At 47.2% G+C, this 16,811-nt stretch carries 10 protein-coding genes; 4 read left to right on the forward strand and 6 right to left on the reverse strand.

Annotated features, from left to right (window positions below; all coding sequences use genetic code 11):
* Window positions 1–35: 35 nt before the first annotated feature.
* Complete coding sequence (locus tag A37S_RS0106840; protein ID WP_028296345.1) at window positions 36–944, forward strand: DMT family transporter; 909 nt, start codon at window positions 36–38, stop codon at window positions 942–944.
* Here the strand turns inward: A37S_RS0106840 and A37S_RS0106845 are convergent.
* Window positions 941–2,209 carry a hypothetical protein gene (locus tag A37S_RS0106845; RefSeq protein ID WP_028296346.1) on the reverse strand — a complete coding sequence of 423 codons (1,269 nt, stop codon included), beginning with the start codon at window positions 2,207–2,209 and terminating at the stop codon, window positions 941–943. The two genes, A37S_RS0106840 and A37S_RS0106845, sit on opposite strands and share 4 nt — an antisense overlap.
* Complete coding sequence (locus tag A37S_RS23835; RefSeq protein ID WP_051292789.1) at window positions 2,202–4,688, reverse strand: DUF2339 domain-containing protein; 2,487 nt, start codon at window positions 4,686–4,688, stop codon at window positions 2,202–2,204. Before A37S_RS23835 ends, A37S_RS0106845 begins: the two co-directional genes overlap by 8 nt.
* 166 nt (window positions 4,689–4,854) lie before the next feature.
* Here A37S_RS23835 and A37S_RS0106855 point away from each other — a divergent pair, with 166 nt between their 5' ends.
* On the forward strand, window positions 4,855–5,844 hold the full coding sequence (locus tag A37S_RS0106855) for a 2-hydroxyacid dehydrogenase (RefSeq protein WP_028296347.1): 990 nt from the start codon (window positions 4,855–4,857) through the stop codon (window positions 5,842–5,844).
* 14 nt (window positions 5,845–5,858) lie between these two features.
* Here the strand turns inward: A37S_RS0106855 and A37S_RS0106860 are convergent, their stop codons facing one another.
* Together A37S_RS0106860 and A37S_RS0106865 are read right to left on the reverse strand one after the other, a co-directional pair.
* Window positions 5,859–7,538, reverse strand: coding sequence for a hypothetical protein (locus tag A37S_RS0106860; RefSeq protein WP_028296348.1), 1,680 nt, complete (start codon window positions 7,536–7,538; stop codon window positions 5,859–5,861).
* Window positions 7,539–7,553: 15 nt separating this feature from the next.
* Window positions 7,554–8,330: an ABC transporter ATP-binding protein gene (locus A37S_RS0106865; protein WP_028296349.1), complete on the reverse strand. Its 777-nt coding sequence runs from the start codon at window positions 8,328–8,330 to the stop codon at window positions 7,554–7,556.
* Window positions 8,331–8,612: 282 nt separating this feature from the next.
* Between A37S_RS0106865 and A37S_RS0106870 the strand changes: the two genes are divergently transcribed.
* Window positions 8,613–11,657: a SusC/RagA family TonB-linked outer membrane protein gene (locus tag A37S_RS0106870; protein WP_084163785.1), complete on the forward strand. Its 3,045-nt coding sequence runs from the start codon at window positions 8,613–8,615 to the stop codon at window positions 11,655–11,657.
* Window positions 11,658–11,773: 116 nt separating this feature from the next.
* Window positions 11,774–13,234 carry a RagB/SusD family nutrient uptake outer membrane protein gene (locus tag A37S_RS0106875; protein ID WP_028296351.1) on the forward strand — a complete coding sequence of 487 codons (1,461 nt, stop codon included), beginning with the start codon at window positions 11,774–11,776 and terminating at the stop codon, window positions 13,232–13,234.
* 26 nt (window positions 13,235–13,260) lie between these two features.
* Here the strand turns inward: A37S_RS0106875 and A37S_RS0106880 are convergent, their stop codons facing one another.
* Both A37S_RS0106880 and A37S_RS0106885 read right to left on the reverse strand, forming a co-directional pair.
* The gene (locus A37S_RS0106880) at window positions 13,261–14,952 is read right to left on the reverse strand and encodes a glycoside hydrolase family 3 protein (RefSeq protein WP_028296352.1); all 1,692 of its coding nucleotides are present in this window, start codon (window positions 14,950–14,952) and stop codon (window positions 13,261–13,263) included.
* Between the two features lie 96 nt (window positions 14,953–15,048).
* Complete coding sequence (locus A37S_RS0106885; RefSeq protein ID WP_028296353.1) at window positions 15,049–16,770, reverse strand: glycoside hydrolase family 3 protein; 1,722 nt, start codon at window positions 16,768–16,770, stop codon at window positions 15,049–15,051.
* Between the last annotated feature and the right edge of the window lie 41 nt (window positions 16,771–16,811).

Genomic DNA, 16,811 nt, shown 5'->3' on the forward strand with positions numbered 1-16,811 from the left:
TTTGTCTATGTTTGTGGGCAAAAGACAAGAAAAGCTTGAATTCATCGTATCTCAAATGGCTGTTATTGGCGATCCTTTCCCTCACATGGGGAAGTTCGTTTATATTGATTAAGCAGTGTTTACTGGTTTTTTCTCCCTATCAGGTTGGAGCCTTGCGTATGTGCATCGCTGGACTGGCGTTGGCATTTTTTGGAATCAAGAACCTCAAACATATCCCAAGAAAGCTTTTTCCATGGGTTATTTTAGCCAGTTGTCTTGGCAACTTCATTCCCATGTTTTTGTTCCCTCTGGCGCAGCAGCAGGTCAACAGTTCGCTGGCAGGCATACTGGACTCATTGGTGCCGATCTTTATCTTGCTGTTTGGCTTTTTGTTCTTTGGTACAAAGAGTAGTTTGAAGCAGGTTTCTGGGGCTGTCATTGGCTTTTTGGGAGCGGCCATTTTGATGGGCGATGACGGGGGCGGTGGTACGAGCAACCTGTTTTATTCCTTGCTGATCGTCTTGGCGACGGCATTCTATGGCATCAACGGATTGATCGTAGGCAATTTCCTGTCGGGTATTCCTTCATTTAAGCTATCTTCGTCCGTATTCACCATTTGGTTAGGGCCATCATTGATTATATTGGGGCTGTCGGGCTTTTTCTCCGAATTTCACGGCACGCAAGAACAATGGGTGGGCTTGGGTTATGTCTCCATCCTGGGGCTGGTAGGCACCGCTCTTGCCATGGCGCTTTTCTATAAACTTATTCAATCCACATCACCCATATTTGCCTCTACGGTGACTTATCTCATGCCCTTGGTAGCCATGGGCTGGGGATTTCTGGATGGTGAGAAATTTTCGCTGATGCACGCATTGGGCTGCTTTCTGATTCTATTGGGTATTTATTTAATTCAGGGAAAGCCCGAGGTATCCACCGAGATGAAGGAACAATGCACCAGTCTTTAGGCCTTCTTTTTCATGTCCTTTAGCAACCTGTTTGACATCCAGAGCAGCAGGAGGATGAGGAGTGCCAATCCCGCCCATATCCAATAGGTGGATTGAAATAAGGTAAAGGATCCCTCTTTTTCGCCCTGTTTCATGAGCCTAAGGGCTTCTATGCGAATGATGGGGACATTCTCCTTTATCTTATTCTCAAAATAGCCTAGGTCATAGTCGGGCCCGCGAGCCTCTGGATTGCCAAGAGCCAATTCATACTTTGTGCCCTTTTCGAGATAGGCGACCAGATCATACTGCATTTGCCAGGCATTTACGGCGCTTAGCTGCAAAGGGACGTTGTTGCCATTGTCTATTTCTACATAGATGGAATCCGTCTTTACTTCGCTGTCCAATGTGAATAGCCGTTTATTGGGGTCGAGTATGCCCCGACCTATTTCGCTATATTGTTCCCGAAGCCTTCCCCTCCTGTCCTTTGATTGATGCTTTTGTAAAAACCTGACTTCCCGACGGTATAGATCTGGACTGGAAACGTCAAAAGATAGTTGATAAACCAAGTAAGGACGGTCAAAAGCGACTTGCCATAAGCTGGTAGACGACGAGGAGCTTTGCGTTTTTTTGATGGCCGCATGGGGTAGTTTCTCTACATGCGGATTTGTTTGCGCGACTTGAACCGTATCTCTACCCGCAGACATGATATACAAAGGAGCTGATGTGGAGTCCGAAATAATCAGTTTGTAAAAGGGATAGGCCGTTTCGGGGAGTTCTATGCGAGCGATCATCCTGCTGGCCGCACTACTGGATATGGCACTGTTGAGCCAAAATTTTTCCCTGACGATATACCATTTTTCCCTGTCGTAGCTCCCGCTTACCTGCACCTGTTTGTCAGCAGAGGCATTGTTCATAGTCAGAAGCAGGTGGTTCAGGGACTGCTTTTTGGGGTTTCTGATGGTTAGAACGGAATGCTGTTCGGTGTCTTGCGCATAGGAAATGATCGGCAAGGAATCGAAGGAAGATACAGGCCTGACATCTTTTCTCCTAATGATGTAAGGGATTTCCTGCTTGTCGCGGTATATCCGTATGTCTTCCAGATGGGGCTGTGCCAAACGCCCCACTAGCTCTGGCTTGAGCGGCAGGCTGTAAAAGCCTGTCTCCTCGACTGGCTGTATATCGGCCTGCCAACTGTAAGAAGCCTTTTGGGCAAGAACCGCGCTTGGCAGTACCCCCGTAAAGGTTACGATAATACTCCAAAGGTATAGCATGCACGTTCTATTCATCTCCCTGTTGCTGTGTGGTTTCATCTTCCGTATGTAAAGATAGCGTTTCGTCTTTTTTCAACAACAGCTTTAAGCGCTGGTACATAAAAGAAATGATCAAAAGCAATATGCCCAATGACAAAAATGCGATGATCTTACCCCCTTCGGATAGGCCGCGCAAGTCTACGAGGAAGAGTTTCAATAGGGTGATGCCAAAAAGCATAATGGAAATGATGCGCAAGGTCCTCAATTTCCAGCGCATGCCGAGGTACATGATCAAGAAAGAGCTTATTCCCCAGAGAACGGCATAGCCTACTCGATGGCTGTCGTAAAGGATGGCCCATGTGTCTTGGACTTCCTTAAACTTGGCGAGTACCAAGAGGTGATCTAGCTCGGCACTGGCCAGGTAAACAAGGAGTATGCTGGTCGTCCAGTGGAACAGCGTCATCAAATCCGGTGTTCCTGATACGGCGAGGTGTTTTTTCACCCCCAATAGACAAACGGCAAAACAGGCAATCAATATGTAATGTAACAGGAAGGGACTCAATCCCAAATCTCCCAGGAGATACCAGGTCCTCGCCAGTACGATTTCGTGATTGTAAAACAAGGGGTAAAGGAATAGCAGTAAGGCGGAAAAAAGCAATAATAAAATCTGTAGAGGAGACTTCTTCGGCGGTGTACGGAAAAGCAAGATAGCAACGAAAAGGTAATGGTATATCCCGTTGGCTACGCGTTGTACTTCAGGGATGTAATAGGCCACTTGATTGTTCAGTTCCAGCAATACGCCCATGTAGATCAGGAAGATAGTCAATAGTTTGAAGCTTCGGTCAAGCTGGCCCGCCGTGAATCCCCAGTCTTTTGTATCGTCAGCCCAACCTGCTGCCAGTTTTTTGTACAGGCGCTGGAACAGGATAAGGGCCACTGCGGCAAAGGCAGATGTGATAAAGGCCTTGTTGAATAGGGGAAAGCGATGCGACGTCTCCGTATACAGGATGCGGTAGTAGATCTGCCAGTCCATGGCGAGGCTGATGAGCATTAGCGCTAGTACGATAAATGAGGTCTTTCTTAACAAGCTCAGCTCGGATTTGATGGAGAGCCATAGTAGCAGCACGGCTTCGGAAGCCCAAAACAAAGTTATAAAATGTCCCTTGAGCTGAACGGGTGCCATGAGGCTGACGAAAGTAATGACCAAGCCGATAAAGAGGTATATAAGATTTTTGTCTGCTCTTTCATTTTTGTACAGTGTATAAGCAAAGATGAAGTTGACGATGCCAAGTATTCCGACAAATAGTCCCCTGAATATGCCGTGCTGAATGTAAGACAAGATGGTTAGACCTGCTGCCAAGTAAAGAAAGGTATTGCTTAGAAGGATGCTTATTTCTATGGCATTGAACTTTGTCCTTTCCTTGAGGTTGTTGATCACCGTCATGACAAGGAATACCACGTAGAAAAGGGAAGCAAACACCAGCGCCCCACCATAGGGGGCGGCAACCTTGCCTATCACTTCGCTGAGCAACCAGGAGCCAAACAGGATGGCCGTAGCTACGAAGGAGACGATGGTCACAAGATTCCATTTCTTGAAATAAGCCAAGGCTAACATGCCTATATTCAGCAATAAGATGTAAGAGAACAGCACCACATAATTGCCGCTGCCAGTGCTTACCATGAAGGGGGAACTAAACCCTCCCAGGATAGCCAATATGGCCAATTCCTTGCGGTCGTAACTTATAGACAGTAGGACGGTAAAGGCGGTTATAAGGATAAGTAGTGCAAAGGCTACCGATTGGTTGATTAGCTGATATTCCTGAAAGCTGATGGTAATGGTGTAATAAAGAATAGCTATGCCACCGCCTATCAGCACAGAGCTGAAAGCTATGAAAGTCTTTCTTAGGCGATGAGCGAGCAGAATGAGTGCCCCTCCGCACAGCAAGCCGATAAAGGCCCTGCCTATCTCATTTATCCAGTCTTTATCTATGGCATATTTGAGAAAAAAGCCCATTCCAACGACCAAAATGGCAATCCCGATTTTGTTAAAGAGGTTTTCTCCGATAAACTTCTCTAAATCGGGATTTCGCTGCCAAAAACTAGGCGCAGGGGTAGTTTCTTCCTCGGGTTGCGCTTCTTCTTGGTGCTTTTGGGCTTTTGTCAGTGCATCAAGCTCTTCGTCCGTTGGTCTGGTATAAGTATATGTGGGCCGCATTTGGGGAGGCTCGTGCTTCTCCATGATGGTTTCGCTTGGCACATCTTCCTCTGTAGGCGCTTCGGTTTCCGTCATTTCCGGAGGGAACTCGGGCACGGTTTCGGCCTGCTGCTCTGAAAGAGATTCCGTGCTCATTGTGCTGGATGGAGCTTTTGACAATAGCTCTTTCAATGCATTTACTTCCTTATACAAAAAATCCAATTTTCGATTGAGGAGCTCCGTCTTACTGTTGATAATGCCCCTGATTCCTGCAACGATAATTAGGGTTATGATCGAGAGGATGATTAGTATTTCTTGCATATAATCGGATACATTTAAGAAGAGCAAGATAGAAATAAAAATTGCAATGATGCAATGGCTGAAAACAAGGATTTACATTGGCTTGTAGCTTGATAAGTCGGGTAAGGCATTAGGTGTTTCTCCATAAATTCATATCTTAGCCAGACATTCACCAAAACGTCGATATATGAAAGTGGCATTTTTTAGCTCAAAAGAATACGAGATGGGTATCTTCCAGAAAGCGAACGAAAGCCAAGGACATGAACTGAATTTTTTGGATGTTCCGCTGAATGTTCAGACCGCCGTGTTGGCAAAGAACCACGATGCTGTCTGCATCTTCGTCAACGACCAAGCCGATGCGGAAGTTATCAAGACCCTCTCGAGCATGGATGTCCGCTTGATTGCTTTACGTTGTGCTGGTTTTAACAATGTTGACCTGGTTGCAGCTAGTCAAAGCGGCATCAAAGTAGTACGTGTTCCAGCCTACTCGCCCTATGCCATTGCCGAGCATACCTTGGCCTTGATATTGACATTGAACCGCAAAACGCATAGGGCATACAACCGCGTAAGGGAAGGCAATTTTTCCCTCAATGGGCTGATGGGCTTTGATTTAAACGGCAAGACCGTCGGGCTGATTGGCCTGGGAAAGATTGGGTTGATCACGGCCCAGATCTTAAAGGGATTTGGATGCCGCGTACTGGGCTATGATATAGCCAAACCGCAGGAAGCAGATGCCATCGGGATTGAATTCAGCGATCTGGATACGCTCTATGCTTCGTCGGACATCATCAGCTTGCATTGTCCGCTCAACGCTCATACCCATCACCTGATCAATGATGCTTCCATTGCCAAAATGAAGCGGGGCGTGATGCTGATTAATACTAGTAGAGGTGCGTTGATTGATACGGTAGCGGTGATTTCGGCATTGAAAGAGGAACATATAAAGTACTTGGGACTTGACGTTTACGAGGAAGAAGAACATCTGTTTTTTCAAGATCTTTCCGAAACGGTTATCCAAGACGACGTATTCTCGAGGCTGCTGGCCTTCAATAATGTGCTTATCACTGGACATCAGGCATTTCTTACCAGCAATGCGGTAGAAAATATCGCCGATACAAGCTTGGAAAACATTACCGATTTTGAACAGGGCGATAACTTAATCAACGAGGTACTTTAATAATAGATGATTCGTCAATCGTCATAGGCTAGACTTGTCCATTTGTCTTTTTTGAAATAATGGAGCATAAGCAAAAAAATGAGCCAGCATAAAAAAGTGGCCCCCCATACTAACAGCTCGTACTGCACTATTGCATAATGTATCAGGCCTAGGACGCCTATAAAGCCCATAACGACCAAGTTGGTGATGAATTTGCTTTCTCCCTTGGTCATGGGGCGGGAAAAAGGATAACTTTTTACGAGAAACAAGGTTAATAACACGGCCTCTATGCCACCAAAGGCCATGGACAGAAGGATGTCGTTGATGATTTTTGGGCCAAATAGAGGAAGGCTTATCGCCAAGAAAAATAAACTGAAAGGCAAATAAAACTTCACGAGGCAAGCTTTCAATACGCCGGACATGAGGTGGCCGGGATGCCGCATAGGGGCCACATAATAGATCCAGGCGGCCTTATAGCGATCGCTCTTGGTCACTAGTTGCAATACGCTAATGAGCGAGAGGATGGAGAAATAGAACATGACGATATAAAGCCCACTGTGGTCCAAATCGGCGATACGTTCTTTTACGCTTTTTCCTTCTTCTCCCTTTCCGTTAAAAAACAGGAAAAAGAAGTACATGGGAATATAAGCGAGCGAGGGATATAACTGTTGTTTAAACTCCCTCGTGCGTGAGGTCATGCCCCACAATAGATCAAAACCGGCATTTTCCAATGGGCTGTTGGTGAGCCAGCGTGCCAGTAATTTGTAGAATGGCTGCTTCTGTCCATCTGCTTCCGCCTTGTTGTTTTTTGGGGTGTCGCCGATGCTCAGACCAGCTAGCTTGGCGTTGAAACCGGACGAGAATATGTTAGTGGCCAAGCCGAAGGCTAGTAATGGCGTGGCTATGGCAAGTGCGCTCAGCAATATGGTCAGCATGCTGATGTTCCCACCTAGCAATTCCTGCAGGGCTGCAACCCATACGGCGGGCACTAGCCAAAGGGCAGGCATGTTGGGAATGCGTATTTCCTGAACAAATTGGCTTTCCAATAGACGAGGGCCTACGTAATAGGCGGCAAAAATAAATATGGACAAAAATATCTGTAGATAGCTGACCATGTCCTTAAATCTTTGTATGGAAAGAAAACGGAGAAAGGCCAGGTAAAAAATATTTATGATTAGCAGGCTCATGAGCCCCGCGATGAAAACCTGCATAATAAACAGCAACATGGGAACCCAGCCCCATAAGAACAATACGCAGATTATTCCAGGAATGGCAAGGCCTATCAACTGGCTCATTAGCTTGATGCCCATGTGCAGTATGCGGGCCATGGCTACCGTGCGGTCATTCACGGGGCGGGGCAGTATGATATACTGGTCGCGTGTATCCAGCAATATGGTAGAAAAGTCGGCCACTAAGGTGAGGGCCAGTACGCTCATGAATGACAAAAAATAGAGGGACAAGGCTGTAAATCTATCATCGACATAAAAGAAAAATAGTAAAAAAACGCTGCCCAACAAGATGAGCATCACGAATTGAAAGACCGTGGCGAAGGTGGTAGGTTTTTGTTCTTTTTGCCTTCCAAACGAAGTCATGGGCGTGCGATCGTCCATTTTCAATTTGGTTTGAAGGATGGTCTCCAGTAATTTGGGATCCACTCCAAGGCTAGTCCACAGCGACTTGAAGAGCAAAATGAATTTTAAGAATAATACATTCACTTGATTGTCCCTTTGTTAGTTTATGGCAGAAATTATATTGGCAGCATCCGAACCGCTGTCCCCATTACCGGTTAGCTTGGCAAAGATGCGTTCTAGACTTTCACCATGCTCAGCCTTGAGTTGTTCAAAACTGCCATCGGCTACAATGCTTCCTTGATTGATAAGCATAATGCGATCGGAAACCTTTTCTACTACGTCCATCATGTGCGAGCAATAGAAAATGGCCTTTCCTTCCTTTGCCAATAGGGCTATCAGTTCCTTTACAATGATGACGGCATTGGCGTCAAGGCCAGAAAGTGGTTCGTCCAATATGATAATTTTCGGGTTGTGGATGATGCCCGATATGAGCAATACTTTTTGTCTCATTCCTTTGGAGAAAGAATCCATACGCTTGTGGGCATTGGGTTCCAGATCAAAGGCTTTCAGCAACTTTACGGCTCTTTCTGCGATGGCATCTTCCTCCATGCCATAGAGCTTACCAATGAAATCGAGGTATTCCATAGGAGTCAGTACATCATATAGCTCGGCATTTTCGGGCACATAACCTATCTGCGCCTTTGCGGCAATGGGATCGTTCTTTATATCTATTCCATTTACGAGCACTTTTCCCTCAAAATCATCTATCAGACCCGTAAGTATTTTAACCGTGGTCGACTTCCCAGCGCCATTTGGGCCTATGTAGCCAATCACTTGACCGGGATAGATATCCAGATTGATTCCTTTAAGGATTTGTTTGGGGCCATACCATTTTTCGAGCTTATGAACGCCGATTAAAGGTTGAAGTGCTTGCATATACTCTGTTAGTTTTCGATTATTTGTGTTCACCGTAAATATATGGAAAAAGCTCCACAAATTGTTCGGGTTTATGCTCATTGTGTAGCGGAATCAGGCCAAAAGAGCTGTTTCTGTCGTGATTTTTTCTGATTGGGCTATGATTATAAAGATCAGGCGAGGCAACTGTTTATTTGCTTGAAACAGGATTGTTACAGTGTAACGTACAGTGAATCACCACAAAATGGAAAGATAATTGTTGTCGTCAACATATAGTTTGTTAACCATTATATACCATTACCTATGAAGAAAATATTGGTTACCCTAAGACTACGGCGTTTTTCCAGCACGGCAATTTGTGCTTTTTGCTTGCTCATTGCCGCGAATGAACTGGGTGCTCATTCATTAAGCAGGTCTAATAAAAATTGGGAGTTAAATAAACACCAACAGGAAACAGACACCATCACCGGCATTGTCCGCGATGAAAAAAAACATGCGTTACCAGGAGCTTCGGTCCAAATAAAAGGGAGAGAGAATATCGGTACCTCTACCAACCCCAACGGGCGATACACACTGATAGCCGATACTGCCGCCATACTGGTGTTCTCCATCACAGGTTATGCCACTAGGGAAGTAAAGGTGGGTGCAAGAAAAGTGGTTGATGTGGCACTCAATCCAGAGCAAGAGCAATTGGAAGAAGTAGTCGTTATCGGCTATGGGACTGTCAGGAAAAAGGATTTGACGGGATCGGTGGCTCAGGTGAAGACGGAAGAAATCAATGCTTTCCCTACGAGCAATCCCTTGCAGTCCCTTTCCGGCAGAGCAGCAGGGGTGCAGGTTGCGCAAACTTCGGGAGCGCCTGGGCCAGCTACCTCTGTCCGTATCAGAGGATCCAATTCTATTCTGGGCAGCAATGAACCCTTGTATGTGGTAGACGGGTTCCCGATATCGGGCAGTAACCCTACCATCCTGAACAATGCCGACATCGAAAGCATGGAGGTATTGAAAGATGCTTCCGCTACCGCCATATATGGGGCGCGGGGGGCAAATGGCGTGGTCATCATCACTACCAAGAGGGGCGGGTCTGACCAAACCAATGTCGATTTCGAGGCAAATTACGGCGTACAACAATTGCGAAAGGGCCTTGATTTGATGAATGCGCAGGAATATGCCACGTTCTATAATCTCAGGGCGGCAAACGATGGGGCGGAAAATCCCTATTTCACACAAGAGCAGATCAACGCACTGTCTAATACGAATTGGCAGGATTTTATCTTCCGCTCGGCACCGATTAGAAACATCAATCTCAATATAGGAGGAGGAAATGAAAAGACGCAATTCGGCATTGGCGGAAGTGTGTTGGACCAGGACGGTATCATCGAGGGCAGTGACTACCAGCGCTATTCCGTTCGAGGTAATTTGCAGCACAGCATCAGCGACAAATTTTTGGTAGATGCCAACGCTACTCTGAGCAGGTTGGTCACGGGAAGAAAAGATAACAGTGGGGGAGCAAGGGGTAACTCCCTCATATCGGCCATTATAGGTGCGCCTCCCACGTTGAGCCCATTCAATGAGGATGGTTCTTATCGCCAGCTTGGTGTTGGACACCCTTTTGTCTCGGGCGATTTGATGAACCCGCTTAACTGGATCAGGGAGGAAACCAACCGCACGGATGCCAATCTGGTGTTGGCCAATGCCTCTTTGACCTACCGGCCCATAGAGGAAATCCGCATCAAGCTATTGGGCGGTATTGAAAATCGGGACGATCGACAAAACCTGTATCGTACCAACAATTTTCAAAACTCAACGGGCAGGGCCAGTATCACCTCCAATAATGAACAGAGCTTACTGGCCGAGGCCACGATTAATTATGCCAAGATATGGAACGAAAAGCACGACTTTTCCATCTTGGCGGGCTTCACTTACCAGGATTTTTCCAATACCTTCGTGAATGCCGCTGGGGAGGGGTTTATCAGCAACGTGAGCGAATGGTACGACCTAGGGCAAGCTCTAGTACCCATGATTCCTGCATCTGGATACAACAAATCCGTGCTGCTCTCCTACCTTTCGAGAGTAAATTATACCCTGGATGACAAGTACCTGTTCACGGCCAGTTTTAGGGCCGATGGTTCATCGCGTTATCGCCAAGGTTACCAATGGGGGTATTTCCCTTCGGGTGCATTCGCCTGGCGTATGTCCAACGAGGGGTTCCTCAACGACAAGGAATGGCTTTCCGACCTGAAGCTGCGCACGAGCTGGGGACTTACGGGCACGCAGATAGAAAATTTCTATGCTACGTTCAATCCCTTGTATTCGGGCAACACCGTTTTCGGAGAGGACGTCTATTTGGCCTTGGCGCCAGGCACCGTATTGCCCGAGAACCTCAAGTGGGAGACTACGGAACAATTTGACGTGGGCTTGGACATAGGCTTTTTGGATGACCGTTTTGTTTTTACGGCGGACTACTACGTCAAAAATACCCGAGACCTCCTTAACTCCGTTCCATTGCCATCCTCTATGGGTTATGTATCTACTTTCCAGAACGTGGGACAGATTCGCAACAGGGGGATAGAGCTTGGGCTGAATGCGGGTATTTTCAATGGTGCCTTTAAATGGGACGTCACGGCCAATATAGCCTTCAACAGGAACAAGGTGGTAAAGCTATACGGCGGTCAGGATATATTTGACAACCTATTGAACATCAACTTGGTAAATGATACACGAACCATATTAAGAGAAGGGGCGCCAAGAGGAATGTTCTATGGCTATGTGGAAGACGGCTACGATGAGAATGGACAGATAGTCTACAGGGATTTGAACAATGATGGTACTATCAATAATTTGGACCGTACCTTCATTGGTGACCCCAACCCGGATTTCACTTTTGGGCTGAACTCGTCCATGTCCTTCAAAAATTTCGACTTCACGTTCTTCCTTCAAGGCAATTATGGAAATGATGTGTTCAATGCCAGTGCCATAGGCAGTACGTTGGACTATGTTTCGGGATTGAACATGGTGCGGGATGTATTGTATGACCATTGGACGCCAGAAAACCCCAATGCCAAATATCCGAAAATAAGTAGCACCGTCAATGCCAATATCTCCGATAGGTGGATAGAAGACGGGTCTTTTCTGAGATTGAGAAATGTCCAGTTGGCCTATAATCTCCCTATGGAGAAATTGAAGTTGGGTTGGTTCAAGCGCTTCCAGGTGTACGCCAGCGGCCAAAACCTACTTACTATCACCAATTACTCCTGGTGGGATCCCGAGGTGTCTTTTACCGGATCGGACTATTTGGCCTATCCGGTGGCCAAGACCTATACATTTGGGATAAGGGCAGGCTTTTAGCGGAAAATAGACATGAGATATCAGATTTGAGACACGAGATCTCGGACACGGAAATTAACACAATGGATGTGAATTTAGCGTAGGCATAGTGGCTTGCGAATCAAAAATATACCAATATGAGAACTACTCGCCATACTTTACGTTTTTTCTGGATGCTCGGCATCGGCTGTGCACTCTTTGTTGCTTGTCAGAAAGAGCTAGACCAGGAACCAAGGAATATTCTGGAGGAGAATTTTTACAATACGGCACAAGAGGCAGAAGCGGCGGTAAATGCCATATTTCCGCCATTGAGGTTAGGCGGGCAGGGCATAGCCACCTACAACGCCACGCTGGAATGTCATACAGACTATGCCTATGGTAGGGGGAGCTGGGCACAGTTCAATGATTTTGCGGGATTGGATGCGGTAAATACCAACCGTGTAGCCGATTTTTGGGAAACTTTCTACTTGGCGATAAGAAACGCCAATCTGGTGATCAAGAATGTGCCGGATGGGACGGACATCAGCGAAGAAGATATCAACCGCTATGTGGCCGAGGCGCGGTATATGCGCGCTTGGTGCTACTTTCACCTAGTGCGCAATTGGGGAGGCGTGCCTTTGCGTATAGAGACCAATATAGAGGAAAGGGATGTGCCAAGAAGTACTGCAGACGAAGTATATGCCCTTATAGATGCGGATTTGCGCCTGGCAGAGACACACTTGCCAGAAAGCAACGGTGCTCAGCCCGGTAGACCTACCGTATGGATGGCCAAAACCCTGCTGAGCGAATACTTGCTTACCAGGGGGGAGTACCAAGAAGCAAGGGAAAAAGCACAGGACGTCATCAATTCGGGATTGTTTAATCTGGTGCCCGTACAGTCTGTAGACGACTGGCAGCGGATTTTCGGTGTGGGCGTGGGCGTCACCTCAGAAGAGGTATTCCATTTTAAATATAGCAGGGAAGGACAAGGAAATTATTATCCATTCATCATCAATCACCCCTCTACGGGCTTTTTTGGTGCCATGGGCGCCTATGCGCAGTATACGGACTCTGCCAATGTTTTTTTTGAAGAATGGGATGATGAAGACCTGCGGAAAGGTCTATGGTATCCCTTGGCCTTTGATCCTGCCCAGCCTAGGACTTTGTTGCAGAAAAAATTCATCGATCCGAATGCCACCAATGAGTACGGTGCTATCAATGACTTTCCCTTATATCGCTATGCCGAGGTATTGCTGTTGTTCGCCGAGGCAGATGCCCGCAGCAATGGCGTCACTGCCGAGGCCGTAGAAACGGTGAACAAAGTGAAGAGACGAGCCTACGGTTTGGCAATTGTTGCTCCGTCGCCCATTGACTATCAGGCTGGCGACTTGTCGCCCGAGTCTTTCGTAGATGCCATCTTGCAGGAAAGGGCCTACGAATTCCAGTTTGAGGGCAAGCGCTGGTTTGACCTGAAACGGAGCGGCAAGGCCGCCGAAATCCTACAGGCAAACAAAGGGGTAAGCATTGCAGACAAGCATTTTCTATGGCCTATCCCTTTGGCGGAGATGAACTACAACGAGGCACTGGATCCATCGGCAGATCAGAATCCGGGGTATTAGTTAAAAGAACTAGGGTTATTAAAGTTTCAATACCCCGCCACGCTAACGGGCAATTTACCAGTAGCTTTTAGCTGCCCTGCGATAACCTTTGCTGCCGCCTTTTGCATGTGTGCATCATTTTGATATGTCACTAATAGGCCTTTGGCATCGGTCAGGCTAGGTATGGAAGAGAGAGCGTAGGGATTGCCAAAGAGGGTGAAAAAGCTGTTTTGTTGATCCAATTCACTGATAAGCCTGTTTAACGCTTCGCTATAGTTCAGCTTGCTCTGGGGGCGCAAACGTTGATCGTGTATGGAGACGATGAGCTGCTCGTAATTCCCCGCCGCCACGAGTCTTAAGCCTTCGTTTATCTCTTCGATATCCGCTTCCGGACGAACATATATCATATCGGCTTGCGGATAGGTCGCTTTTAGTTCTTGTTGAAATACGGGCGTAGTATCTACTCCGATGCTGATAATGGCCGTACGCAAGGAAGTGTTTAAGCTATCTGCATCGCCTCTTAGCATGGTCATACTGGCATCGGCTAGTTGTTGTACCAGCGCCTTGGCACTGTCGCTATTAAGCGCTTGGTATAGGCCAAGGGTATCTACGGGTGTCGGTTGTTGTAATCCAAGCCAATACTTGGCTGCCAATACCTTTTTGACTCTTCTGTCCAGGTCATCCCTATCCAGCCGCTTCTTCTTAATGGCTTTTTCGACCATCTTGATGGCCCTCTTGCTGTTCTCCGATAGCTCCAGCAGATCATTGCCGGCTATAAATGCCAACACATCTGCCTCCCCGTCTGGAAAGAATTTTACTACACCCTTCATGTTCATGGCATCCGTGACCGCCAAGCCCCTGAATCCTAGGTCCATTTTCAGCAGGTCGCTGATAATGCTTTTTGAAAGGGAAGAAGGCAGGTGCTCCGTACTATCAAGGCTAGGGATATTCATATGGGCTACCATAATGCCTGGTGTGCCAGCATAGATCATCTGTTTGAAAGGATACATCTCCAAGCTATCCAATCGCTGCTTGGAAAATGGGAGTACGGGAAGGTCGTGATGTGAATCTACATCCGTATCGCCATGTCCCGGGAAATGTTTTAAGGTGGTTAGCAAGCCGCCATTGACCATGCCTAGCATATAAGCTTCGCCTTTTCGGGCTACATTGGGTGCATCTTCTCCAAATGACCGAAAGTTGATGACCGGATTGTTTGGATTGTTGTTCACATCCACCACAGGCGCGAAATTGAAATTGATGCCCAGACGCAGAAAATCTTTGGCCACTTGCTGGCCCATGGTATAGAGCAGGTGGTCGTCCTGTATGGCACCCAAAGCCATCTGATAGGGGTAGGAAATGGTGGAATCGGGAAAACGCATCCCTAGGCCCCACTCACCGTCTATCGCGACCAGGAGGGGTACTTTGGCGGCTTCTTGATAACGGTTTATCATTTGGGCCGTGCGGACAGGTCCTCCCTGAAAAACCACTATGCCCCCCAGTTTTTCCTTGCGGAGCACCTTGGCGACCGAGTCGATGTATTCTTGTCCCAAATTGGTGTGTGTACGCACGAGGAACAATTGCGCAATGCGCTCTTTTTTGGACAATCTTTTAAAAACAGAATCGACCCATTGGTGCTCTCGATTGATAAAATCGACCACATCGGGCTTGGTCTGGGCATTGCCTTTGTGAAGCAGTGCTATAAACAGAAAGGATATGACGAAAAGTGATTTCTTTGACATGCAATTTGGGTGCTATAAAATTCAAATATAGCAAAGGAAATTGGATTACGATAACCAAATATGCATAATTTGGCAGGAATGCCGCAAGAAAACGCATTATTTGACTTCTATACCTTGCCCATAGCGAAAAAAGGCGTTGATGGTAACAGGAAGCCTTCCATTGGGTTTGAATACTCGGGTGATGGCGCCTGCCGCTGCACGTTGTGATTCTATACTGTTCTGATAGGCCATCAAAATGGTTTTGGCTTCTTCTATTCCTGGCAATCCTGCCAGTGTGTATGGATTGGCAAAGACACAGAACAGGCTGTTGAGCCGAGTCAGTTCGTTGATGTACAGGCGCACGGTGCCACTGTAGTTGAGCTTACTGCCCGGACTTCTTCGGTTATCGTGCAGGCATACGATCACTTGCTGAAAGCGATTAAGCTCTACCGAAACCTTTGCTATATCGTTGGGATCTGCGTCAGCAGGGATGACGAATTTCAGGGCATTGTCAAATCGTGTCGAAAGGGCATTTTGAACTTCCGTAATCTCGTTTGCCCCAATGCTGATGATGGCCGTATGCTTGCTATAGTCCATGGCCTTCAGCATACTGTCCCCTTTCAGGACGGTAATAGAAGCATTGGCCAGGCGTTGTACCAAGCCCCTGCTTCCTGCCCTGTTGACAGCAGCCGATACCGAGCTCGTATTAATGGGGGTCCAGCGATTAAGTCCCAGCCATAACTTGGCCGCAAGGATCTTCTTGACATGTCTGTCAATTTCCGCTTGGGAAATACGTTTGTCCCGAATGGCTTTTAGGATCAGGTCTATGGCGCGCTGGCTGTTTTGTGAAAGTTCCAGCAAATCGTTCCCTGCCAATACGGCCCTCACGTCGGCATCCCCGTTTTTGAAATACTTTACAACGCCGTTCATGTCCATCGCATCTGTGACGATCAGCCCCTTAAAACCCAATTGCTTTTGCAATAGGTCGGTGACTATGGGCCTGGATAGCGTAGATGGCAGGTTTTTTGTTTTGTCAAGTGCAGGGATATTCATGTGAGCCACCATCACCGCTGGTGCACCTTGTTTGATGAGCTGGGCAAATGGGTAGATTTCCAGTGAATCCAACCGCCCCCTGGAAAGATTGAGCAGGGGCAGGTCATGGTGCGAGTCTACATCGGTGTCTCCATGACCGGGGAAGTGTTTTAAAGTGGCGATTACTTTTCCTTCCATCAATCCCCGCATGTATGCGCCGCCTTTGGCGGTCACGTTCTTTTTGTTCTCCCCAAAAGATCGAAAATTGATGACCGGATTGAGTGGGTTGTTGTTGATGTCCACATCGGGGGCAAAGTTCATGGTGATGCCCAACGCTCTAAAATCCTGTGCGATTTCCCTTCCCATATTATAGATGAGCCTATCATCTCTTAGGGCTCCCAGCGTCATTTGATAGGGGTAGGACACAGTAGAGTCCAAACGCATACCCAAGCCCCATTCCCCGTCTAGGGCAACGAGCACAGGGATCTTCGCCGCAGACTGTAGCCGATTGACCGTGGTGGCATGTCGCACAGGACCTCCCTGAAAAAGCACTACACCGCCCAATTGCTGGGTGCGTACTACTTGAAGGACGGAGTCGATATGCCTTTGTCCCAGATTGGTATGCAGCCGAACCATAAAAAGTTGAGCCACTTTTTCCGAGGCGCTCATCTTGGAGAATACGGAGTCTACCCAAGGTTGAGGACTGTTGATGAAGTCTATAAAAGAAGCCGACCCTTGTTGGGCGAGCGCACGCAAGCCCATGACGAAGCCAAGCAATAGCAGAAAAGCACCCCTCTTGTACCACATAGGTTTTATTATAGATCAAAGATAGTGCTAAAAACCAAAGG

Origin of the sequence: Olivibacter sitiensis DSM 17696 (assembly GCF_000427965.1) — a bacterium.
Classification (GTDB): Bacteria; Bacteroidota; Bacteroidia; order Sphingobacteriales; family Sphingobacteriaceae; genus Olivibacter; species Olivibacter sitiensis.

What these genes read in the sequence shown, in the direction of transcription:
- A37S_RS0106845 (WP_028296346.1), bottom strand. Translation starts at nt 2,209, where the DNA reads ATGAATAGAACGTGCATGCTATACCTTTGGAGTATTATCGTAACCTTT.
- A37S_RS23835 (WP_051292789.1), bottom strand. Translation starts at nt 4,688, where the DNA reads ATGCAAGAAATACTAATCATCCTCTCGATCATAACCCTAATTATCGTT.
- A37S_RS0106855 (WP_028296347.1), top strand. Translation starts at nt 4,855, where the DNA reads ATGAAAGTGGCATTTTTTAGCTCAAAAGAATACGAGATGGGTATCTTC.
- A37S_RS0106865 (WP_028296349.1), bottom strand. Translation starts at nt 8,330, where the DNA reads ATGCAAGCACTTCAACCTTTAATCGGCGTTCATAAGCTCGAAAAATGG.
- A37S_RS0106870 (WP_084163785.1), top strand. Translation starts at nt 8,613, where the DNA reads ATGAAGAAAATATTGGTTACCCTAAGACTACGGCGTTTTTCCAGCACG.
- A37S_RS0106875 (WP_028296351.1), top strand. Translation starts at nt 11,774, where the DNA reads ATGAGAACTACTCGCCATACTTTACGTTTTTTCTGGATGCTCGGCATC.
- A37S_RS0106880 (WP_028296352.1), bottom strand. Translation starts at nt 14,952, where the DNA reads ATGTCAAAGAAATCACTTTTCGTCATATCCTTTCTGTTTATAGCACTG.
- A37S_RS0106885 (WP_028296353.1), bottom strand. Translation starts at nt 16,770, where the DNA reads ATGTGGTACAAGAGGGGTGCTTTTCTGCTATTGCTTGGCTTCGTCATG.